Origin of the sequence: Erythrobacter rubeus, from assembly GCF_014705715.1 — a bacterium.
GTDB lineage: Bacteria > Pseudomonadota > Alphaproteobacteria > Sphingomonadales > Sphingomonadaceae > Erythrobacter > Erythrobacter rubeus.
The window spans coordinates 317,617-340,909 of record NZ_JACXLC010000001.1 but is presented as its reverse complement, the minus strand read 5'-3'; the positions used below and the strand labels follow the sequence as shown (position 1 = coordinate 340,909).

The 23,293-nt window shown below is 57.4% G+C and carries 18 protein-coding genes and 1 pseudogene; 5 read left to right on the top strand and 14 right to left on the bottom strand.

Going from position 1 to position 23,293, the window contains the following annotated elements; all coding sequences use genetic code 11:
* The first annotated feature begins 8 nt into the window (after positions 1 to 8).
* Both IB285_RS01755 and IB285_RS01750 read left to right on the top strand, forming a co-directional pair.
* Entirely contained in the window at positions 9 to 3,410 is a 3,402-nt protein-coding gene (locus tag IB285_RS01755; protein WP_190786554.1) for a TonB-dependent receptor, read from the top strand.
* Positions 3,411 to 3,556: 146 nt separating this feature from the next.
* Positions 3,557 to 5,125 (top strand): alkaline phosphatase D family protein, encoded by a 1,569-nt coding sequence (locus tag IB285_RS01750; protein WP_199803322.1) that lies wholly within the window; start codon positions 3,557 to 3,559, stop codon positions 5,123 to 5,125.
* A gap of 326 nt (positions 5,126 to 5,451) precedes the next feature.
* Here the strand turns inward: IB285_RS01750 and IB285_RS01745 are convergent, their stop codons facing one another.
* Positions 5,452 to 7,107: an alpha/beta fold hydrolase gene (locus IB285_RS01745; protein WP_190786552.1), complete on the bottom strand. Its 1,656-nt coding sequence runs from the start codon at positions 7,105 to 7,107 to the stop codon at positions 5,452 to 5,454.
* A gap of 35 nt (positions 7,108 to 7,142) precedes the next feature.
* On the opposite strand from IB285_RS01745, the gene IB285_RS01740 reads away from it, so the two are divergent.
* Positions 7,143 to 7,298 carry a hypothetical protein gene (locus tag IB285_RS01740; protein ID WP_190786551.1) on the top strand — a complete coding sequence of 52 codons (156 nt, stop codon included), beginning with the start codon at positions 7,143 to 7,145 and terminating at the stop codon, positions 7,296 to 7,298.
* A gap of 214 nt (positions 7,299 to 7,512) precedes the next feature.
* Here IB285_RS01740 and IB285_RS01735 read toward each other — a convergent pair whose 3' ends face one another.
* From IB285_RS01735 to IB285_RS01705, 7 genes are all read right to left on the bottom strand, one after another.
* Positions 7,513 to 8,313 carry a hypothetical protein gene (locus tag IB285_RS01735; protein ID WP_190786550.1) on the bottom strand — a complete coding sequence of 267 codons (801 nt, stop codon included), beginning with the start codon at positions 8,311 to 8,313 and terminating at the stop codon, positions 7,513 to 7,515.
* Between the two features lie 20 nt (positions 8,314 to 8,333).
* On the bottom strand, positions 8,334 to 9,050 hold the full coding sequence (locus IB285_RS01730) for a Fic family protein (RefSeq protein WP_190786549.1): 717 nt from the start codon (positions 9,048 to 9,050) through the stop codon (positions 8,334 to 8,336).
* A gap of 79 nt (positions 9,051 to 9,129) precedes the next feature.
* A complete protein-coding gene (locus IB285_RS01725) occupies positions 9,130 to 9,714 on the bottom strand; it encodes a sulfotransferase family 2 domain-containing protein (protein ID WP_190786548.1) in 585 nt (194 codons plus the stop codon).
* Between the two features lie 5 nt (positions 9,715 to 9,719).
* Positions 9,720 to 11,960, bottom strand: a complete 2,241-nt coding sequence (locus IB285_RS01720) for a peptidase domain-containing ABC transporter (protein ID WP_190786547.1) — start codon at positions 11,958 to 11,960, stop codon at positions 9,720 to 9,722.
* Positions 11,960 to 13,201, bottom strand: coding sequence for an HlyD family secretion protein (locus tag IB285_RS01715; protein ID WP_190786546.1), 1,242 nt, complete (start codon positions 13,199 to 13,201; stop codon positions 11,960 to 11,962). The genes IB285_RS01720 and IB285_RS01715 overlap by 1 nt, the downstream gene beginning before the upstream one ends.
* A 386-nt stretch (positions 13,202 to 13,587) precedes the next feature.
* Positions 13,588 to 14,745: a copper resistance protein B gene (locus IB285_RS01710; protein WP_190786545.1), complete on the bottom strand. Its 1,158-nt coding sequence runs from the start codon at positions 14,743 to 14,745 to the stop codon at positions 13,588 to 13,590.
* Entirely contained in the window at positions 14,745 to 16,460 is a 1,716-nt protein-coding gene (locus IB285_RS01705) for a copper resistance system multicopper oxidase (RefSeq protein ID WP_190786544.1), read from the bottom strand. Before IB285_RS01705 ends, IB285_RS01710 begins: the two co-directional genes overlap by 1 nt.
* A gap of 76 nt (positions 16,461 to 16,536) precedes the next feature.
* Here IB285_RS01705 and IB285_RS01700 point away from each other — a divergent pair, with 76 nt between their 5' ends.
* The gene (locus tag IB285_RS01700) at positions 16,537 to 16,803 is read left to right on the top strand and encodes a metal-sensitive transcriptional regulator (protein ID WP_190786543.1); all 267 of its coding nucleotides are present in this window, start codon (positions 16,537 to 16,539) and stop codon (positions 16,801 to 16,803) included.
* A gap of 14 nt (positions 16,804 to 16,817) precedes the next feature.
* Entirely contained in the window at positions 16,818 to 17,564 is a 747-nt protein-coding gene (locus IB285_RS01695) for a MauE/DoxX family redox-associated membrane protein (protein WP_190786542.1), read from the top strand.
* 82 nt (positions 17,565 to 17,646) lie between these two features.
* On the opposite strand, the pseudogene IB285_RS01690 reads toward IB285_RS01695, so the two are convergent.
* The 6 genes and pseudogenes from IB285_RS01690 to IB285_RS01665 form a co-directional block, all read right to left on the bottom strand.
* Positions 17,647 to 18,277, bottom strand: a pseudogene (locus IB285_RS01690) (tyrosine-type recombinase/integrase).
* A gap of 126 nt (positions 18,278 to 18,403) precedes the next feature.
* A complete protein-coding gene (locus IB285_RS01685; RefSeq protein ID WP_190786541.1) occupies positions 18,404 to 19,510 on the bottom strand; it encodes a M14 family metallopeptidase in 1,107 nt (368 codons plus the stop codon).
* Between the two features lie 11 nt (positions 19,511 to 19,521).
* Positions 19,522 to 19,773, bottom strand: a complete 252-nt coding sequence (locus tag IB285_RS01680; protein ID WP_190786540.1) for an alpha/beta hydrolase family protein — start codon at positions 19,771 to 19,773, stop codon at positions 19,522 to 19,524.
* Positions 19,774 to 19,867: 94 nt separating this feature from the next.
* Positions 19,868 to 21,124: a DUF3526 domain-containing protein gene (locus IB285_RS01675; RefSeq protein WP_190786539.1), complete on the bottom strand. Its 1,257-nt coding sequence runs from the start codon at positions 21,122 to 21,124 to the stop codon at positions 19,868 to 19,870.
* Positions 21,124 to 22,560 (bottom strand): DUF3526 domain-containing protein, encoded by a 1,437-nt coding sequence (locus IB285_RS01670; RefSeq protein WP_190786538.1) that lies wholly within the window; start codon positions 22,558 to 22,560, stop codon positions 21,124 to 21,126. The genes IB285_RS01675 and IB285_RS01670 overlap by 1 nt, the downstream gene beginning before the upstream one ends.
* Positions 22,557 to 23,276, bottom strand: coding sequence for an ABC transporter ATP-binding protein (locus IB285_RS01665; protein ID WP_199803321.1), 720 nt, complete (start codon positions 23,274 to 23,276; stop codon positions 22,557 to 22,559). Before IB285_RS01665 ends, IB285_RS01670 begins: the two co-directional genes overlap by 4 nt.
* Between the last annotated feature and the right edge of the window lie 17 nt (positions 23,277 to 23,293).

Genomic DNA, 23,293 nt, shown 5'->3' with positions numbered 1-23,293 from the left:
TCAAACACATGATCGCCAAAATTTCTGCCGCCGCTTTTGGCGGTGCAATATCGTTGAGAACCGGCGCAGCTGCCGCTGCCATCGCTGCCGCCATAAGCGCCTCGCCGGCCGCGGCGCAGGTCACATATGCCGAAATGACAGGCGAGGTGCGCCTTGAAGACGGCAGCGCTGCCGAGGGAGCAAGCGTGGTAATCACGCACGTCCCTTCCGGTTCGCGTGTGTCGACGCGCGTGAACGCACAGGGTCGCTTCACCGCGAATGGTCTGCGTGTCGGCGGGCCTTACACGATCGATATTCGCGGTGAAGACATCCGTTCGATGCAGCTGACAGACCTGTTCACTGCTGCCGGCGATCCGCTGGCCATCAATGTGACGGTAAAGGCATTCGACCCGAGCGACGATAATGTCATTGTGGTGACTGGATCGCCGTTCGACAGCCGCTTCGGATCGATCAATACCTACGGCGAAGACGAAATTCGCGAGCAGACGACCGTCGATCGGCGCCTGCAGGAGATCATCCAACGCGATAGCCGTGCCTTTGTCGATTTTGGACAGCCCGAAGACGATCAGGGCGTATCGATCCTAGGATTCAACTCTCGCCTCAACAACCTGGTCGTGGATGGACTTTCGCAGCAAGATACGTTCGGCGATAACTTTACCGGTCTTGCGACGCGGCGTTCGCCGATATCGCTCGATGCGATTGAGTCTCTTTCTGTCGAGACTGCACCGTTTGACGTCCAGAATTCCGGGTTCCAGGGCGGATTGATCAACATCATCACGAAGTCGGGCACGAACGAGTTTTCCGGGTCGTTCCGCTATCAGCGTTCTGGCGGTTTTCTAACCGGTGACGAGATCGGTACCGACGAGGATGGCGAGCCGATCGAGCTTGCGGATGATCCCGCCGAAAACGCTTACATAGCGATCTTTGGCGGCCCGATCATCAAAGACAAGCTGTTCTTCTTCCTGTCTTATGAGGAGTATGACGAATCCGAATTCCTTGGAAGTTGTCCTTTCGGCATACCCTGTGACAATCCGGACGATGCCATTACCGTGGACATTTACGATCAGATTCGGGCGATCAGTCAGGCCCAGTACGGGTTCGATCCCGGCGATTTCAACGATATTCTGAATATACCCAATGGCGAACGAAAGTACCTTGCCAAGCTCGATTGGAATATCACCGATGGTCATCGCGCGCAGCTCACCTTGCAACGTACCGAATCCGAAGGCATCGACGTAACCCGCGCGCCTGGCCTGGATAGTCCATCGACGGCGGTGGCGTTCGAACAGGACGTTCCCATAGGCATTTCGGGCCAAGTCTTCTCGCAATGGACCGATGATTTTTCGACCCAAGTCCAGTTCGGCTTTATCCGAACGGAGCGGACGACCGTACCGCTCAGCGGAGACACCGACTTCGGCCAGGTGCTGCTGAGCGATGTTGGTTTTGCGCTCAATGATGACGGAACGTTAGAACTTGATGAACTGGGCAACCCGATGCCTGACGGCAATCTTGCCATCGGAACCGATGATTTCGATCAGAACAACGCGCTCGATGCGGATCGCTGGCAATTCAAGGCACGCGGCGAATACCTCCTCGCCAATCATGCGGTCAGCTTCGGCTACGAATTCGACCGCCGCGATATCTTCCGACAGCGTGCACCCGGAGGCAGCGGTATCTTCCAATTCGATCCGATCACGCTGGCCGATGGCACCGAGCTCACTTCGATTGAAGCTTTCGAGCAAGGTTTCGCATCTCAAGTGACCGCGACTTTCCCAGTTTCAGGCGATATCCTCGACGCCGCGGCGGATTTCACACTCGATCAACACTCATTGTTCGTTCAGACCGACTGGGCTGCAACTGACAATCTCGATCTGCTTTTGGGACTGCGATACGAAGTCTTCAGCTCTGATGACACACCGCCTGAAAACCCGTTCTTCGTCCAGCGCTACGGGTTCTCGAACGCGTCGAGCCTGGATGGACGCGATGTGCTGCTTCCGCGGTTCGGTTTTAACTGGCGACCGGCCGAGCGAACGACACTGCGCGGCGGTGCCGGCATTTTCGCAGGTGGTGCGCCGGTCACTTGGTTCACCGAGCCCTTCCTAACAAACGGGGTTACGCTAGCAACGGCGCAGCTGAGTGCGGAAGAATTGGGCGGGCCAGTTGATCCCAATCAGCTCCCCGACGCAATTTTAGCAGAACTCTCACAGCTGGGTGATGGGTTGGTTGAGGGCCTTGATGGCGACGTATCGTTCATCGCGCCCGATTTCGACATTGTCCGAAATGCTCGTTTCTCGTTAGCGGTAGACCACATTGCCGACTTCGGTCCTTTGGGCAATGGCTGGCGGATTACCGCAGAGGCGGTCTACTCAGACGTTCTCGATGCCCTGCAATTCCAGGATATCCGCCTCGCGGAAACGGGCGAAATCCTGCCTACGGGTACGCCGAGATTTATCGTTCCGACCGACAACCCGCTCGACACCAGACCCGGCAATTCGCTGACCGTTGCGAACGGTAGCGCGATCCAGGATATCGGCATATTCAACACCTCGGAGGGCCATAGCCTAGCACTCACCTTCGAAATAGGAAGGGAATTCGATCTTGGCAGCTTGGGCGTTCTCGGGTTTTCAGCAGGGTACACCTATATCGAGTCCGTCGACGTCTCTCCGGCCAACGATACCGATGACCTCGATGACGTGTTTGAAACCGGTGCCTACGATAACGTCAACAACCCTACACCCGGCCCCTCGATCCAGGCGGTACCGCACAATGCGGTATTCAATCTTGATTGGCGCAAGGAATTTGCCGAGGATTTCGCACTTTCGATAAACGTTTTCGGAAACTATCGCTCCGGACGGGCGACGAGCTTTATCACCGACGCGAACAACGCGATTACGCCGAACAATTTCGAGGGGCTCGATCTCACCGGGCTGGAACTGCTTCAACCAGGCTTTTCCAGCCGAGCCAGCGGACGGCTTCTCGCCTACCTTCCAGATGGGCCCGATGATCCGCGGGTGCGTTATGCACCCGGCTCGAGCTATGATCAGATCGCTGCGGTCGAGGAAGCGTTCGACCTTTCGGAATTCCGCGGCCAGTTCATTCCCCGCAACACGATCCGGGCCGAGGACACTTTCCGCATCGATTTGAATGTTCAGCTAGAGGTGCCTTCGCCGCTTCCTGGCAAGTTCATTTTCGATGCCGGGATGTTCAACTTTCTCAATTTCCTCGATCGAGACTCGGGTGTCATCCGGCGTTTTTCGATCCGAGAAACGTTTTATGATTCTGTGTTCGATCCCGAAGCCAATCAGATCGTAATCGCTGACATTTCTGCGGCCGACGCGCTTGTTGAGGAAGAATTCATCGCTGCGTCGTCGGTTTGGCGTGCGCAGCTCGGCGTGAGATATTTGTTCTGAAGCGAGAGTTTCAGTGATCTTCGGGGCGCCAGCCCCTCATCTGGCGCCCCGTCAACTGCACTTTCTCCGCGCTTCGGACCCCGAACCGTAACTCCGAAAGGATAAGAGAAATCGCCATGTCTGATTTTCGGTCGAACCGTCTTGATATGAGCCGCCGCTTTGCACTCAAAGCGTTTGGTGGCAGCGCTATTGCCGGGCTGTCGCTCGGACCTTTTTCGCATGCGATCGCAGCGCCCGTGTTCCGGACTTACCCATTTCAGCTTGGCGTTGCTTCCGGAGAACCAGAACCCGATGGCTTCGTCATCTGGACCCGGCTCGCCCCTGAGCCTTTCGAAATCGGCTACGGCATGCCGTCAGCTGCAGTCGAAGTGGAGTGGCAGGTCGGAGCCGACGAGCGTATGCAAGAAGTGGTCGCATGGGGCACGGCGCTTGCCCGGCCGGAATTGGGGCATTCCGTCCACGTAGAGGTGGGCGGACTCCAGCCGGCCAGGCCATATTGGTATCGCTTCGTTGCCGGGCGCGAACGCAGCGCCATCGGGCGCAGCAAGACCGCACCTGCGCTCGGTCAGCCTACCGAGCAAATGCGTTTCGCAATCGCCGGGTGCCAGAACTACGAACAAGGGTATTACACCGCGCACCGACACTTGGCCCGGGAAGAGCCCGATTTCGTTTTTTGCTATGGCGATTATATCTATGAAGGGCGCGGCAACCGCTTCCGCAACCGCCGCGACGGTCCGGTTGAGACGGTGAGGCAGCATTTCGGCGATGAGATTTATTCGCTCGACGATTACAGACGCCGGTATGCCCAATACAAGATGGACGTCGACCTTCAGGCTGCTCACGCGGCCGCACCGTGGTTCATGACTTGGGACGATCACGAGATCGACAACAATTGGGCTGCTAATCTCGATCAGGACGACACGCCGCCGGTTGCTTTCGATCTGCGCCGTCAAATGGCGATGCAAGCCTACTATGAAAACATGCCGCTGCGTCCCTCGGCACTGCCCGTCGGCCCGGCCATGCAGCTCTACCGTCAGGCACGGTTTGGTGACCTGCTCGACCTTAATCTGCTCGACACGAGGCAATATCGCACCAATCAGCCCTGCGGCGACCGCTGGGTTGAGAACTGCGAGGAGATCGAAAGCCGCGATGCCGAAATGCTCGGCCGCAGGCAGGAAAGCTGGCTGGCCGAAAAGCTGCGCGGCACAAGTAGCCGCTGGCAGGTGTTGGCACAGCAGGTCATGATGATGGACCTCGACCGCACGCCGGGAGAAGGTCACAATCAGAATACCGACAGCTGGGCAGGATATCGCACCCCGCGCGAGCGCATCTTGCAGCAGATACGCGATGCCGGTCTCAAGAGCGCCATTATCCTTACAGGAGACGAGCATCAGAACTACGCGGGGCAAGTGCATCTCGATGGCAAGCGACCACTGGCAGAGCCGATAGCCAACGAATTCGTATCAACCTCGATAAGCTCAGGCGGCGATGGCGAAGACCAACGTGAACGCACCAAGGGCATCCAGGAAGAGAACCCGGCCAGCCTGAAATGGCACAATTCGCAGCGCGGCTATGTGCTTTGCGATGTCAGTCCCACTCAATGGGTAACGGAGTTCAAGACCTTGAATCGCGTGACTGAGCGAGGCGGCACCATCGGAACGCGCAAACGCATGATGGTCGAGCAAAGTGTGCCGTCGTCTCTTAACGAGACGTAATTGGAATGGGGCGAAGTGCTGGGCCGTTACCAACTGTCAGTTTTACGAAGGAGGATCGCAGAAGCCAGGCATCAAGGTAGTCAAGGGCAGAAGCGATGGCGCCTTGAGCATGATGCTCGACAGGCGGCCGAGGGCCAGATCCGGCAAAAGACGAAATGGTCGGCACCGCTTTGTCGGACCACATGGCAATGCTGGAAAGTCCCCACTGTCAGTCTTGCTCTCGTGTTTGTCTGTGCTCTACAAAACGTTGGCTTTTGCGAAATTCCACTGGCCACAGGGCAAGAAGTGCGCACTAACTTCCTAATTAGTTAAGCAAACAACACCGCTCAGTTGATCCACGACCAAGTTTGCGGATCGTCAAATAGGTCGGCATGACCTCGGCGCTCTATTACAGTCTGGCGAGACTTAATGCATTCGGCTTGGCGTTCGGCAGGAACACGTCGGTCTTGAGATCCGATGAAAACCACCAAGTTAGGGATCTTGCACGCTAACGCGACGCGCTTTTCAAGCCAGTCAACTAAATCCTGGCGATGTTCGCTAGTACCGAAAGCAAGTCTCTCGGCTCTTTCCTGCAAAGAGTCCTTGATCAAGGGGTGGCCTCCCATTGAGCGCTCAACCGAGAGCCGGGTCAGCGGTGCAAGCAATACCAATTGCGGATTTCCCTGCCTCTCTGACAACGTAGCGGCAAGATCCACCGCAGCCATGGACCCGAAACTCTCACCAATGACAATGATCTCCGAATACCCACTCTCATCAATCCAGTCGACGATGGTTGATGTCAAACGCGAAAGATGATCAGCCGTCACACGCGCACGGGCCTGTTTCTCGGCCTTCAAGGCGATGTCCGGTCGGCGTGCTCCAATCCCATCCACCTCGAGTACGTCATATCCGGCCGCGATAACCATTTGCGTCGTTTTGGAAGGGAAGCCGTCGCTCAAGGAGCCGAAGGGCCCACCTGGGAAACGTATAGCAAGTTGGCTAGCATTTCTCCCGCCGGACGAGGAATGCCACAGAGCAGCGACGCTCCTAACCCCAATGCGGAACATCAATGGTGCAGTTGTGCTCTGGGCAAGATCCTCACCACAGATTTCGAACGCCTTCCTCATAGAGGCCTCTTTAGGAGCGGCTCTGCGCGCGATAGTATGTATGCCGCTCGGTCCAGCGACGAGTACGGAAAGCGTGCCATCACTAAAGACTGCGTCTTTCACAACGCCGGCTAGTTCTTCGATGTTGAAGCTGCGATCCTCTGCACTCGCACTTAGCATATCCTGACTACCTACTCGTCCACCAGTCGCGGGGGCGAACACTGGCCGTGCGAGAGGATACTCCTCGAGCTCGTCTTGACCGGCACTCAAAGCTTCCGGGTAGCCCATGTCGAACAGTGTCGGCCCATTCTGGTCGACCGCGACTTCCACTAATGATCGCGAGGGCCAATAAGTCGATCGCTCCGCTAGCACCATGGTACTCGAGAAGCGACTGGCAGGATCGCTATCAGCTCTCAACGCCTTAGCTAGCGAAGGATCATCGATCGCCCTGCGAAGGGCACCCCAAGCGTGGGACTTGACGTTGGCACGTGTCCACTCCTCAGCAAGTGGCCAAACGCGCAAACGGCCAGTTCTCACATCGAGGAGGCCGTAATGACGACCGTTGAGAAGCATCTCCAGCAAATCGCCCTCACGCCGCCAGTTGAGAGCAGAGACTTCGCCTTCTAGGCTTAAGAAGCGTGGGGGAACACCATCCCCGATCACTCCGATCGTAGAACTGGTGGTTAGACCGCCCGGACGAAGAACGGTTGGCTTTCGATCGAGCCACACTGCGTAAATGCTTCCCTCGGGATGCGCCGCAATCCGATTGAAAGAGCAACGATTGGCAATCGTGTCAGGCTCGATTGATAGATTGATCGGTGCCGCCTGCTCATGCTCTGTAGGCGTGCAGGCTGCGAGACTGAGACACGCAAATAGAAGCAACCTTTCAGCTCCCATTTCAACCCTTGGGGCCCTCAACTCTTTCGACTGGCATGAAAACAGACTGGAGTGCGAAAATCCCGAAGGCGATGCTGACAAAAAGAGCGATGGAAAAACCAACTCCAGAGCTAAAGGAGTTTACGAGAAAATACAAAATGATGCCTCCCAAAGGCAGGAAGAAGTTCTTTCGGATCACCAACTCTGTTTGACAATTCCCACATCTGAAAGGGCTCCCAAGTCCCAATTGAGTTTTTGAAAACGGGATGGGCGTCCCGCAATGGGGGCATTTTTGCCGGATTTGCACTTTTCCCTCGCTACGAAATCTCGTGTTACAAGTTAGACCAGAGTTGCGATGATCTCTTGAAGGCAATGGGTGTTGGAGCCAACTGGTCCAACACCCACCTTACGTCGCTACGATGAAGATCAGGGAATATTGTAGTGCGGGTCGAAGCCGCCTCCACCTCCTCCGGGGGGTGGGTAGTATGGATCGCTACCTGGACCGGGATTATTGGGAATTCCAAATATGTACAGTAGGAAATCATATGTCTGAGTCGCAGGCCCCCAATTTGGATTAGCGGGTTGGTAGCCAGTGCTATCAACCGCCTCTGCCAACACCGTATCGTAAGCGGTTGCTAGGTGATCGACGACATAGTTGGCTGCGCCCGGAAGGAGATAGCCTGCCGCGACACCTGCTGCGAAGCCCGCTAGTGGGCCAGCGGCGGCAGTGACACCGGCACCGACGGCAAGTGCTCCGACGAATGCAATTGCATCGGCGAGTCCGGCGTCGCCGTTAAGCAGATCATCTGTCAGCTGGTAAGCCTCATAGGCGTCGAACACCTTACCCAGCTCATCGAGGCTCTCAACGAGATCACTTGCCCTGAAGGTCTGGTCACCCACCTTTATGTCGAAATCGTGCCCTAATTCATCCAAGTAACTTTGGATATCAGCCTGCAGCGCTTCGACCGTACCTTCAACAATGATCTCCGTTTCTTCATCCATTCCCGGAGGGGGAGGTGGTGGGTCGTCGTCCCCGCCTCCGCCGCCTCCTCCACCGCCATCATAGCCGCCTGAGCCGCCGCCCCCGCCATCGCCCCAGCCCCAGCCCCAGCCACCGCCGCCGCCACCGCCACCGCCGCCCGGTGGTGTTCCGGTCACGACGATCTCATTGCCGCCGCTGACCAAGGCGAGTTCCTCATTTGTAAGAGGACGAAACTTGTTGTGCATGAATCTCTCCATTTGCGTTTTCAGAACTGGAATTGAAACGATCTATTTGAATTCTTTGCGACCTCCTTTATTTTCGTGATTGCCGAAATCATGAAGCGGTAAAATTCATCTGGCTGGTCGAAAAACTCCCAAGCCCAAAGAGCGTTTAGGTAAGCTTTTTCATTTGCGAAGATGAATGGGCTGAGCGGCAGAAGCGGGGCCGGCATCAGACCTTGAGCGTGCAGGTAAGCTTGGAAAAGCAAGCGCGCGGTCCGCCCATTCCCTTCAAAGAAGGGATGCGCCACTAGAAAATCAACGAACAGCCAGATTCCACGCTCAATCGCCTGATCGGGCAGGCATGGTTTATTGAATTCCCGCAACCATTCACGCAGAAATGTCCGCGGCTCCTGATCGCAATCGAACCGGAGGAGGTGGCCGGACTTGAACCTCGTACTTACGATCTGGCCGGCCCGCATTGCGACGCTGCCACCGAGCAGGCGATTGGCATCAATTACCGCGTCAATGTCAAATCGATTTTCCGCGATCCGTAGCCAGATGAAATAAGCAGCCAGCTCGCTCGCAGGTCGCCCCTGCAAAATATCGCCCCAACGCGGGACGAAGTCGACGCCAAGATAAGCCAGGCAGTCCGTCCCGGTGAAGGGCTGGGAGAAATTTGCGAAGCGTTTCCGGTGCAAGTCCTGTTCGAAGCCGATGGGCCACCGGTCCGGTCCAAGCCCTTCGACATCGAGGCTAGACAAGTCCAAGGTCGCTAGTTGGTCCTTCAACCCGCTTGGTAGGTCGGGCTGAGGCATCCGGCGCAACTTAAGGGTGTCGTCCTCAATCCGGAACAAAACCGAACTCCTCGATAGTTGCCCGGTCGAGATCAGCGATTATCGACATCGAGCGATCTGTGAAATCCGCGCTGCCCATTCCGCGATGCGAGGGTGTCGAATTTTCGTGCGGAAGCGCACCGGTCGTACCAAAACGGTTGGCGAGTGCCTCGCGCGCCTCCGCAAGCTGATCGAAGCGGTACACTTTCGAAACGCCGCGCCACCACAACTGCTGGTCCATGCCAAACCAGTTGCTCTTCGTTTCCGATCGCGCATTGAATTCGACCCATTCGTTGAGATCGAAGCGGGCAGCGATGACCGCTGAAAAGTTGTTGCCCATCATCGCCGCGTAGGCGGGACTCCGCTGGAACCGGTAAAGCGAGGCGTAGCGTTCCCAAGGATTGCGCACGAAGGCGAATGAGAAGAATTTGTCCCAGTCGGACTGGAAGAACTTCTTACGAATTAGCTCGCTCGGCGCATGGGCGAAACGGAATGGTTCGGAATCATCCAGTCCGAGAAACTTGATAATCGAGCGACCACCCGTCTTCGGATTGTGAACGAAAATTAGACTTTTGGGGTGGTCAAAGAACATGGTGCTCAAGCCTCGCCCTGTAATTCAGTTTCGGCCTCTTGCCGCTTTGGCTGGGCTTTCCCCTCCACACGGCCTTGGAGCAACTTTTTGATTTCCTCGGACGCCTTTTGCGACCGCTGCGGTCCGTTGGGCTGCTCGCGAAAATATCCTCCGCGACATTCGAAGACGCGTTCGGCGACTTTAAGTGTCGCTGGCCGGTGCGCCACCGCGATCCGAGTGATTTCGAGACCTTTCAGCGCGTCGAGGATTTTTGCCTCATTCTCTGCGTCGAGATTAGCTGTTCCCTCATCGAGAATGAGGAGTTTGGGGTCGGGATAAAGTGCCCTTGCAAGAAGCACGCGCTGCAACTGTCCGCCGGACAGCACTGAACCCATATCACCAACGAGCGTCTCGTAGCCCATAGCCATCGCCTCGATATCGGCATCGATCTGCGCCATGCGAGCGACCTCGCGAACGCGCACCATATTTAACTCGGGATCAAAGAATGCGATGTTCTCGGCGAGCGATCCAGCATAGAGCATGTCGCCCTGCGCCACCGAACCGATCGCACGACGATACTTGGCCTTGCGATAGGAGGAGATCGGGCGTGTACCGAGCCGCACCTCTCCTTGCGTCGGTTCGAACAGGCCCATCAGTACTTTCATCAACGTAGTCTTGCCGCCCCCTGATGGACCGGTGATCGCGATAAATTCGCCAGGTTCAATCTTAAGATTGACGCCCTGAAGCACCATCTGCTCGTTCGAACCGTACCGGTAATACACCCGACTAAGCGCCAGCGGCTTCGTGAAGTCGGGATTCTCGTTGCCTTTATCCTCGTCGTTCTCCTCCAGCGGTGACAATGCAATGTCGGCAATGCGCGTAAGATGTACCTTGACGATCTGGTAATTGATTGCCTGTTCGGTGAGACGCATCCCCGCATCGAGGAATTGCTGCTTGTAGGCCTGAAATGCGAAGATCATTCCCACAGTCAGGATGCTGTCGAAAGCAAGGCCGATAGCGACATAGACGAAGATCACCCGCTCTATGCCGATCACGAACTGGCCAAGTGCGTCGAACGCGGCCTGCAACCGACCGAGCTTGACCTGCGCGTTGACCGCATCGGCCTTACTCTTCTGCCAAAGCCGCTGACGGTTCCCTTCCTGTCCGAAAGCCTTGATCGCCGAGATGCCGCGCACGCTTTCGATAAAGTTCGTGTTTTCCTTCGCCATCGTCGTGATGACGTCGAGATTGCGCAGCTTGATTGATTGTAGGAATGCTAATCTAAGGCCGGCATAGGCCGTCAGTGCCGCGCAAGCGACACCGCCGAGTAGCGGCGAGTAAATGAACATGAGTGCCAGCGTGAGGATCGCCATCAGCCCGTCGATAAATGCTGCGATCATACCTTGGCTGATCAGCTGGCTGATTGGCTGCGTCGAACCAAACCGTGAGATGATGTCGCCAACATGGCGCTTCTCGAAATAGTCGAGCGGCAGGCGAACTAGGTGACGAAAAAGGTTAGTGATCACTTGGTAGGAAAGCGAGTTACTCAGCGTCACAAGAATCAGCGATCGCAGCCAGCTTGCTAGCAGGTTCACCACCGTCAGCCCGCCGAAGCCCAGAGCTAACATCAATAGCAAGTTGGTATCGAAAGCAGGAAAGACCGTATCGATCGAGATCTGAAGGAAGAACGGCGTCGCCAGCACCACCAGCTGCATAACCAACGACAGCAATACCACTTGACGAATTGTGCCCCAAAACCCGGTCATCTTTGACCACAACTGGGTGATGTTCATTTGCTTGCGGTCGATTTTCGGCTGGAAGCTTTCGGAAGGCAAAAGTTCTAGGGCGACGCCGGTCCAGCACCGCGACACCTCCGCCTCGCTCAACACTATCGCGCCGCGCGCGGGATCGTGCATGTGATAGCGTGTTCTTCGCACCCCGCCGGTGACAGCGGTGAGGACTACGAAATGATTGAGGTTCCAGTGCAGTATGGCTGGCATCGAGAGATGCGGGAGATCGTCAATATCCCCCCGTAGCGGCCGGGCATTGAAACCGACATCCTCCGCGACCTCCATTATTTGCTTCAGGTTTGCGCCCTTCAGGCTCATACCAAAGCGCTGACGCAGCGCGATAAGGTCGGTTTTGTAACCGTGGAAACCGGCCACCATTGCTAGGCATGCGAGGGCGCACTCGCTGGCCTCCCCTTGCGGGAGGTAGGGCGTTCTCCTCCGCCCTGAGAATTCGATGAGATCGACCGGTGAATTCATCAGGTTCTGTTCAGAACAGCGTTGAGGGGCTGGAGAAGCCAGGCAAGGAATGTCTGGCGTTCGAGCACGATATTAGCCTTCAACGTCATACCAGCCTGGAGAGGCGCGGGTTTGCCGAAGCCTTCGATATTCTGCTGATCGAGGTGGACTCTCACGCGGTAGACCGGCTCTTCGAATGGAAAGGGAATATCAGTCTCTCTGGGGTCGACCGCGATGCGCGAAACTGACACGACCTTGCCGCCGAAGCTGCCAAACCGTTGGTAGGGGAAGGCGTCGTAGAGCAGGCGGGTTTCCTCACCTGGTTCGACAAATCCGATTGAGCGGGTGGGCGCGTACAGTTCTGCGGTTAGCTCAGCATCGGACGGAACGATCACCATAAGCGGTCGGCCCACCTGCGATGGCCGTCCCTTGCCAATTGCGAGCGCCGTCACTCTCCCGCTTATCGGCGCTTTAAGCACGTAGCTGCGCTCCCCCTCCAGGCGCGCCTGCTCCGCGGCCATGGCCTGCAGGTTCTCATTCAGCTGCGAGATGCCCTGCTGTGCTTCAATATCGACGCTCGCCAGCTGACTGCGCGCCTGTGAGGCCTGCGACAGACTTGCAGTTCGGCGCTGCTTGAGATTAGCCAGCGCCTGCTGCGAGGAAAGCAGCGTTTGCCTTCGCCGCTCGAACTCCACCCGTGAAACGAACCCCTTTTCGACCACTTCCACGATTTGGTCGAAAATCTGCTGGTTGGAAGCGACCACCTGTTTCTGCAGCTCGATCTGCTCGGCGAGATTGGCGGTGTCCTGAGAAGCCGACTCAATGACAGCTCTAAGACGTGCGCGCTCTGCGGAAGCCCGACTGGTGGCAAGCGACATTTGCGCTTGGGTCAGCGCTCGGCGCTCAGTCAGGGCTCCGATACCTCTACCCGCGACCTCTCCGCCCGCTGCGGTCTCGCGGTCGGAATTGATCTCAAGGAGCACTTGCCCCTGCTCAACGAACTGACCCTCGTCAACGAGAAGCTTGGTCACTACGCCAGATTGCGGCGCTACGATCTTAGCGCTGGCGATGTCGGTCTTAAGAATTCCGGGTACAGTCTCTATCCGCGCATAAGTTCCGATCGAAACCCAGACCGCACCAATTGCTAAGACTGCGAAGAGTACACCCGCGAAAAGCTTGGTCGTGACAGGCTGTGTGAAAACGACCTCACCATGCAAGCGCTCGGACGTTTGTTCCAGAGCCTCTGGACGAAAGATGTTCATCAAAAACGGCGACCCAAAGCGTTCGACTGACGCCTGAGGTGAGCATGTTCTAATCGTCAATTACTAGCCTACAGAATTCCTGTAGGGCACGGAAAACTAGGGATACTGTGCCTGTGAAGAGTTGAAGTGAACTTGTGTAAAGATGAACTGAACATCGAACTGCTGACCAGCGGTGCGCATCAGGTCGTTTTCAGTGCTCGGAACGGGCCCGTGCAACATTCGCATCTCACCGACTCACCGGTATTGGTGAAGTGAAAGACGCCCAGAGCACAGGCAAACTGTTTCGAATTGCGGGCCAGCCTGTGGGCCGATTCCGGACCGTCCGCCAACAGGCTGACATCATTGAGAAGCGGACATAGAGGCTCAGGTTTGCTCCGCAGAACCGGTCAGAACCAAGCGCGCAGTCCCACCAAGATCTTAAGCCTGTCAGGATCTTCACCCGAGGCCCGGGCTATATCGGCGGTCTCACCGAGTGCAACTTCGTATTCGATGCCGATATAGGGCGCGAATTCGGGCTGGAACTCGTACCGCAGCCTTAGCCCGGGTTCGATTGATGTGACCCCTGCGCCGATCTCACGTTCGGGAATGTCCTGCGCGGCCAGCTCGATTTCGATGCGCGGCTGCAGGATCAATTGCTGGGTGATACGCTGATCGTATTCACCTTCGATCCGTGCGGTGAGATCGCCTCGATCCGACAGAAACAGCGCGCTGTCGATCTTGAACATGTAGGGCGCAAGGCCCTGTATGCCGACCACCAGATGCCCGCGCGTGTCGGGTTCCGGATCGAAGCGGACGCCGGCCTGAAAATCGAAGAACGGGCCGATGGCGCGGCTGTAGAGCGCCTGAATCTCGGCCTCTTCGAGCTCGCCGCCGAACTCTCCTTCGCCTTCGGTCTTGAGGACAAAGCGATTGATGTCGCCGCCGTAAAAGGCTTGTGCGTCCCACAAATAGCCGTCTTCGCCGCTATCCGCAGCGATCCGCGCCTCAATCCGTTCCAGCATGACCATGCCGGTGCGCATTCCGCCATTTTCACGAGCGAGATTGCGGCGGCTGGGCGCCATTGCGTTCTCGCCCCAGATCGCATCGGCTGCATGGCGCGGGCCGTCGAACGCGCGATCGGGGACGGCGGTTTCAGGCGCTGCGCCCGGTGCGGATTTATCGACTGATCCGCCGTGCGCGCTGTGATCCATTTGCGAATGGTCCATCTGCGAATGGTCCATGCCGCCTTCATCGGTCTCGGCCCCTTGCTGATGCTGGCTGTGATCCATTTCAGCATGGTCCATGCCGCCATGGGCCATCTCGCTGTGTTCTGTTTGGCCTTTCTCGCCGTGCTGCGAATGGTCCGTGCTCTCAGGCGGGTCCGCTTCATTCTTGGGCGGGCATTTTTCGGGCGGGAGATGGCCCATCGCGCAGTGATCGACTTCGGTGTCTGGTTCAGACTGCTCCGGCTCGGTGCCGTGCTGATGCGATCCGTGCGCCGAGTGATCCTGGGCGCCAACCGGGGCGGCGGCGAGTGCCGCGGTCGCAAACAAAAGGAAACGCATTAGGAGAGCGAGCCTTCCGGGAACGGACGCACCGTCACCACCTGCATCATGCCCGCATGCATGTGATAGAGCAGGTGGCAGTGAAATGCCCAGTCGCCCGGTTCATTGGCGGTAAGGTCGAATGTCGCTGTCCCGCCCGGCTGCACGATCACGGTATGCTTCAAAGGCTGGTGCATGTGATCCGCACCGTTCACCATCTCGAAAAAGTGGCCGTGCAGATGGATCGGATGCGCCATCATGGTCTGGTTGACCAGCTTCACGCGAACGCGCTCGTCATAGCCAAAGCGGATCGGGTCATCGGTGACGCTGGTAAACTTCTTGCCATCGAAGCTCCACATATAGCGTTCCATGTTGCCGGTGAGATGGATCTCCATCTCGCGGTCCACTTCGCGGTGCGGGTTCATGTGCTTGGCCTTGAGGTCGGTGTAGCGCAGCACGCGGTGTGGAACCTTGTCTAGGCCGAGGCCGGGAAAGTCCATCCGGTCGGTCGGCATTGGCGCGACCATATCGATGCCGGGACCGACTTTGACATCGGCGGGCAGCAGCGAGGTATCGCGCATGTTGTGATCCATATCGGCCATATCGCCCATGTCGTGCCCCATCGCCGCATGCGCCGAATGGTCCATCATCCCCATATCGGTCATCGTCAGGGTAGGCGTCTCACGCAGTGCAGGCGGCGTCGCGATATGCCCTTTGTGGCTTGTTAGGCTGGCAACTCCCATACCGCTGCGGTCCATGGCTTCGGCGACGATCGCATGGCTGCCGTCAGCAGGCGCGACAATCACGTCATACGTCTCCGCAACGCCGATCTGGAACTCGTCGACCTCGACCTCGTCCACGTCCTGCCCGTCGGCCTGAATGACCGTCATCGGAACGCCGGGAATGCGGACATTGAAGAAGCTCATCGCGCTTCCGTTGATGACGCGCAGGCGAACCCGCTCGCCAGGCCGGAACTCCAGCTGGAGGTTATCGGCAGGCCCGTGGCCATTTATGAGGTAGGTGTAAGTCGTGCCCGTGACGTCCGAGATATCGCGCGGGTTCATCCGCATCTGACCCCACATGCGGCGCATTTCGCCGGACATCTCGCCCTCGCGCATGGTCTGCATCTGGCGATTAAAGTAATGCTCGCCGACCTTGAGCTTACGCATGATCTCATGCGGGTGAATCGGCGTGAACTCGCTCAGCAGCACGACGTAATCGCGGTCGTAGCGCGGGTCTGGCTCATTACTTTCGACAATGATCGGACCGTAATGACCGGCTTGCTCCTGAAGCCCAGAATGGGAGTGCCACCAATAGGTGCCGTTCTGGCGCACCGGAAATTCATAGGTGAAGGTCTCACCCGGCTTGATACCGGGGAAGCTCACACCGGGGACGCCGTCGAACTGGAAGGGAAGCAGCAATCCGTGCCAATGGATCGAGCTGTCCTCATCCAGATTGTTAGTGACGTGCAGGCGAATATCCTGGCCTTCGCGCAAACGAATCAGCGGGCCGGGCACGGTGCCATTGACCGCGAACGCATGACCAGACCGCCCGCCGGTGGTGAAATGCGCATCGCCGATCGAAAGGTTGATATCTTCGCCGGAACGCTCGCCAAACCCGTTTTTCGCATGCGCCAGTGCGCCACCCCGCGCCCAGGCGGGCATGGGAAGGGAGGCCGCAGTCGCGAGGGCGGCAGTGCTGGAAATGAATGCGCGGCGAGATGTGTTTAGGACCATCGTATCTTTGTTCTTGTGCGAATCTTGATGCTCAAATACTATACCCCCCTATGGTATGTGAAGGAGTTACCGCACGATGCCCTCCAGCGATAAGATCAAGAGGCTAAATCGGATTGCTGGCCAGGTGCGCGGCGTAGCGCAAATGATCGAGGATGACCGTTATTGCATGGACATCCTGCACCAGATCGCCGCGATCAAGTCAGCCCTCGCAAAGGTCGAGAGCCAAGTTCTCAAGGACCACGCCGCTTGCTGCGTGGCAGAAGCGATTGCAAGCGGCGACGAAACCGAACAACGCGAAAAGTTCGAAGAGCTCGTCGAGCTGCTGGAACGGACGCGCAAGTAAGTCTTTGATTTGATATGAAACAGCCCAAGATCGCCAAACTCTATCGCATGGTGATGGACGACCATGTCTGCCCCTATGGAATCAAGTCAAAATGGCTGCTCGAAAAGCGCGGTTTTGCGGTGGACGACCACCACCTCACCACGCGCGAGGAAACCGACGCCCTCAAGGAAAAGCATGGCGTCAAGACGACCCCGCAAACATGGATCGGGGATGAGCGCATAGGCGGCTATACCGATCTCGCCGCGCATTTCGGCAACCCGGTCGAGAAGGAAGGCACGACCTATCAACCCGTCGCTGCCCTGTTCGGAATGATGGCGTTGATGGCGCTCGGCGCCGCGTGGGTCGCGACAGGCGAGATCGTCTCGATCCTCTCCGCCGAATGGTTCGTCAGCTTCTCGATGTGCGGCCTTGCCTATCTCAAGCTGCGCGATATCGAGAGCTTCTCGACCATGTTCCTGAACTACGATCTGCTTGCGAAACGGTGGGTGCCCTATGGCTATATCTATCCGTGGGCAGAGGGTCTGGCCGGCGTGCTGATGACAGCGCATATCCTGAACGTCATCTCGATCCCCGTGGCGCTCATCATCGGGACCATCGGCGCGGTCAGTGTGTTCAAGGCGGTCTACATCGACAAGCGTGAGCTCAAATGCGCCTGCGTGGGAGGGGATAGCAATGTGCCGCTGGGCTTCGTGTCATTGACCGAAAACCTCTTCATGATCGGCATGGCGATCTGGATGCTGGTTAAGCCAGCGCTGCTTTAGACGGACGGAGCTTATTGGGGCATGAGAGTAGTCCCGGCCTAAAAGGAACGCCAAAAAGCGAAGGTGCTCCTCTTAGTCGAGGTCAGACCTCTGTTGCTTCGGCAAGCTCGAGCGCGACCTCGATATCGACACCGAGGTATCGCACCGTCGTTTCGATCTTGGTAAAGCGTAGTAAGATTTGAACCGCTCGCAAATTTCCTGTTCACTTGTAGATCAGAGCAGCTTTCGTCCTGCGTAGTGAATGTGTTCCGTAGTCTCGCGGGCGTAATTCGATTGCGCTCACCCGTTCGTCAACGAGGCGCGCACACTGGCGTGTGCTCAAATGGCGAGAATTGTCGATCCGACTTGGGAACGTATACTCGTCGACGCTCCCACCGCGCTCTTCCAGCCAGTCGAGGAGGCTTTTGCGCGCGGTGCTCATGAGCTCGAACCGGACCGGATTCTTTGTCTTTCGCTGAACGACCATAGCGCGATGCTTGATCTCCGGACCGTTCGTTAGGTCACCCGTCTTGATTGACACCAAGCCGCAGCCCCGGGCTTGCTGTCGAGTGCAAGATGGAAGAGAGCCCGGTCTCGAACCCGGCCTTTGCGTTCTAGCCAGAAGCGTATCTTCCAGACCTGCTTTGGCTTGAGCGGCTTGTTGGCGCCAATAATGTGTCCTGCATTCCCGGGGGTGCGTCCCATCCGGCACGATCGTAGCGTGAGTAGCCCATTTCAGGTCTCCTTTGATCGGAATGATCGCAGGAACGCTATCAGCCATATCTAATCGAGATCAGTGTGGCAGATGGTTTGGATATGTTCGACATCCGACACGGGCTGCAAACTTTGCGTGCCCCTCACTAGAAAGCGTTTGTCGGAATCCCGATCGTCATCACCGGGTCGCCTTCGCGCATCGAGGGCCCGCGTTTGCCGTAGAGCGCGTATCCATCAATCGGTGAATATAATCGCTGGACTTCTTTTCCCGTATAGTCGCGGATTGTCCCGATGAAATCTCCCTCAAACACATAGCGACGCTCGAGGTCGACCGGGAAAAACAGCCCGGAATGCGTGGCGCGAACAGCTGTTGTGCTTTCGAATAGCCGCAGCGGCGGAGGGACGTTTTTGCGAGGTTTGTTCCAAATATCAAGAATCCCCAGCGCGTTCTCGACACCCGTCGCGACAGCCTCAGCGTGCTCTTCCTTACGGCTGCCATTCTGTCCAATCTCGACGAGTACGGTGGGGATGCCTGCTGCGACTCCTTGCCGATTAAGGGAGCGGCCAGTGTCTATCTGTTCTTGCGTGTTCATCGAGTAGCGCACGATATTGGGAAAGCCGAAGCCCTTCGCCACCTCAAGCGCCAGATCGAAGTCGGTCGAAAGCGGCCCGCCATAAACGCCTAGAAAGGGCTCAAGGAATTCACCGGCATCTCCTGAGTGAAGGTCCAGCAGAAAGTCTGCCCGAGCCACGACTTCGCGAGACAGTATATTGGCGATCCGCTCAGTTGACGTCCCGTGGGGATCGCCCGGAAAACTCCGGTTGAGGTTCTTGCGGTCAATCGGGTTGAGGTGAGGCGTGCGCCACTCAAACGACGGGATGTTGGCGACACGAACAAGGATGAGTGTGCCCGATAGATCTTTAGGGTCGATGCGATCGGCAAGTCGATCCGCTGCGAGAATCGAAGCAAACTCGAACCCGTGAACGCCTGCGACGGCAGCGAGCACAGGCCCTTCCTTGTTGCCGTGCAGGACGGTCACGGGAATGAACGTATCTGGCTCACCTTCGCCACCTACAATCTCCAGACGAAGGTCAAGACGCGTTCCTGGTTCGACTTGGCGATCGCTGATGGTGAGCGCATCCGTCATCTGCGCGGATGCGGGTCGTCCCGCGATCAATACTGAGAGAGTTAGCAAAATCGCGAGGAGCGTGAAGGCGCGCTGGAAAGAAGATAATGCTTCGTCTTTGTACATGGGCTCCATCTCTAGTCGTTCCGCAGATGAAGGTCGAACCAACGGTCCATCGCCGTCCGAACGCGCTTCCAGTGCTCGATCAGCGTATGCGAGCCATCTTCCGGGATCATAACTTCAAATAAACGTTCAAGCCGCGCGAAATGCTGTGCCATTGTCAGCATGTTGTCGACTGCTACCCGATCATCGTCAGCGCCATGCACCAACAGGATCGAAGTCGAAGGGGAAATGCGTTCGGGCCAAGAGGCGGCGGACCCGGTCGCCATCGATTGCGAGGCAAGATCAAGCACGGGAAGCACAGCGCATAATTTTACGATTGCTCTCCTTGACACCAGCGATCGTGTATGCGGCGCCATACGTTCAGCTTTCTTGCGGGTCGTAGGCGGGCAGGTCGCTGAGCGCGTCCGCATCAAACGGCTCTTCGGGGAACATCAGCGGATAATAAAAGGCCCGCAACTCACCGTGATAGGCGCGCACCTGGTTTTCATAAGCGATCATTGATCGGGCGTCTGTTCCAGCCAGCTTTTCAAATGCACGTTCGACCAGTGATGTAGGCGATAGCCAAGAGGCCAAACCGGCCTGTGCGTCGCGCGCAAGCCGAGCTTCTCGGTATTGTGTCGCCAGAGGCTCGACCACCTGATCTCCGACCTGCTGGAACGCGTAGTACCACTTCCACTCGAAGCCCTCTTCGCCAATCTCAGAGTGGTCTGCATATTCGGGATGGCGCTCGACAAAAGGCTCCATCGTCGCCTCTGCGGGCAAGTCCCATGCGTCGTTGACCGTTTCGCGCTGAAGTAAGAGGATTTCGCCACCATCGGGCACGGGATTGGCCGCCTCGATGGCGGCCTTGGAGACAGCAGGAACGACAATCGCCAAAGCAAGCCATAGCCCGATCAGCGAGGTCAGCAGGATGGACGGCGAAGCATCAAGTCGACCGATGAGTTCGACGATCAGCCACCAGACAAGCAGCGAAGCGACTACGATACCGCTCGCCTGCAAAGCGAGACTCGCTGCTGTCCCTTCGATCATGGCTCCGACCCAGAGCGGTATCAACAGGAGCAGAACGAGTGCGGTGACGCGAACAAGCGCTCGGGGAAGCCAAAGGGATCGCGATGACCCAGCGGTCGCCACAAGTAGGTCATGTCGCCGCATGGTCCGCTCGGAGGCTCGGAGATCGTAGAGCAGTAGGATCAGCAGCAGTGGCGCGACAGAAGCGGCCAGGAATGCGAAGTCGAAGCGTCCGACGAGCCCGAAATCAGCATTGCGCGTATCGGCCTCGTGAATCTGTCCTTCAAGCGCGAGCATCCGAACACGGTGTTTCCATGGGCTGCTGTCACGTTGTCCCATCGCCGCGAACGCAAAGTCGGAAGGTGGCGCGTAAGTCAGGTGGAAAGCGTAATATGCTGCACTCCCCCAATCCTCTTGGCCTTCGAGAGCGTTTGCGCGATCGGCTGCGTCCTCTTTGATCAACGTGGCGATGGTTTCGCGCTGCTCGCTAACCTCGGCAATGCCGAAAGTCACTGCAACAATCGAGAGGACGAAAGCCAGCAGCAGCCAGAAGAGCGCACCGCGATCTTTGATGAGGAAGCGAGTTTCTCGCGTCAGATGGCCGAGCATCAGAGCTTCACCTTGCGAGACGCGATATAAACCACACCGGTGGCTGCAATCAGCCATGCGATAAGGATCGCGAGCGAAAGCATCGCACGATCCATGCGTTGGCTAGCGCTATCGGGTGCGAAACGGAACTCGTCGAGCACCCGCCATGCGCTCGCATTAATAGTCGCTGCCCGCGATGCTTCCTCTCCGTTGTTCCGATTGAGATCGACTTGGTAATCCAAAGCGGTGACGTGCTTCTCGTTAAGCGCCTGCACAAAGCCAAACCGCAGGTCCTCGCTCTCGCGCAGGAAGCGGTGATGTGTTGCGAGATCGGTCCCTGCCAAGGTGCGCGACGCAGAGCTGATTGCGATTGTAGGTGACACAACGCCAAACAGTCCGAATAGACGAGACTGGCTCGCCTCAAGCCCCATGCGCTTTTCAGCATAAGAGTTAAGGAGTTCGGTCAGCTCGGCTTCCGAAAAAGAAGCCACGACGCCCCGCCAGTTGATCGGCAGCTCTTCGATGGTTTCGACGCCGTATTGCTGCAGTACCTGCGCCTGAAGCTGCATGAAGGCCGGATCGGCAGCGTTGTGCCCATCGCCCAGCTTGCGCTGCTCCGCCAGCATGACAAGGTCGCTCTCGATTTTGCCCGGCGCATCGATCGCTGCGCTGCTCGCATTGATCGCGAAACGCGGGACAATCAGCGCCGCAAAGAGCCAGACGAAGATCAGCGCACCAAGCGAAACCGCGCGCTGTTTGAGGAGGATTGAGGCGGCAAGGACAATCGCTCCCCAAACGCAAAGGTAGACGAAATACCCGGCGACCAATGAGATGGCAGCGAGCGCGCTTTCGCCTAGGCTGATTGAATAAGCTGCCACGCCGATGAGGGGGATCATGAAGATGGCGATCACCGCAAGCAGGGCAGTCGCCTTGCCAAGCGCTAGCCTGGTGCCAGATTGTCCCTGCGCAAGCATCACAGCCAGCGTGCCGCTTTCGCGTTCGCGCAAGAAAATCGCATGGCCGAGCACGATGAGAAGAAGTGGCAGAAGCAGTTGATACAGGCTCGCAGGTGTAAGCGATGCAAATCCTCCGAGATCAGCGGCAGCCTTGGTATCCGCAAACATCGCTGTGTTTTGGCGGTGCCCTTCAAGAAAGATCGATTGACCGGTTACCGCGTCGACCCCAGGTTCGAACACGGCCAGCGGGGGCGGAGGACGAAATGCGTAATGACCGTAGTGGACCATCCGGTGTGGATGACGGTCAGGCTGCGCGAAGAATGTCTGTTCGGCTGCGACTTGCTGTTCGATACGCTGCGATTGCTCTGCCGCAATGCGGTTGACGGTAAGCACGCTCGTCGCCGCCAACAGCACTGCGACGATGAGCGCGGCTACAACGACAACCTTTGAGCGCAGCCAAAGACGCCACTCTTCGCGGGCGATTCGTGTGACCGTGCTCATGTTGCCTCGCGACCGGCAAAAGCGGCGTGGACCGTTTCGGTATCGATCCGCTGGCCGTTTTCGGCTGCAAAGCTGCCCACCAGTTTACCATGCCTCAACAAACCGACCCGGTCTGCAACTTGGCAAGCGCCATAGACATCATGGGTCACCATAAGGACGGTCTGACCGCCTTCGGCCAACGTTTTTACAAGGTCATGGAATTCGTCGATCGCGACCGGATCAAGGCCGGATGTTGGCTCGTCAAGCAGCAGGATCGGCGTCTCGCGAAGCAAGGCGAGGGCAATGGCGCTCTTCTGACGCATGCCCTTTGAGTAGGATTGCAGTCGGCGGGAACGCGCCTCATTCGGCAGCGCCACCCGATCCAGAGCAACGTCGATCTCATCCTTGGTCGCTGACTTCCCAGCAAGATCGAGGAAGTAGTCCAAGTTCTCATAGGCTGTCATGTGCGCGTAGAGTGAGGCGGCTTCGGGCAGGTATGCAATCGCGTTCCGCGCGGCAGCGACATCGCTTCCCACGCTTCGACCATTGACCAGCACTTCACCGCCGGAAGGTTCGAGAAAACCGAGGAAGGTCAGAAGTGTGCTAGATTTGCCGGCACCGTTCCCACCGAGTAGTGCGAAAATCTCGCCCTTGGCCACAGTGAACGAAACACCGTCGAGAACGGCATTTCCTTCACGGACCAACGAAAGTGAACGAGCTTCGAGTGGCGACGCCATGTTCATCCTCTACCAGA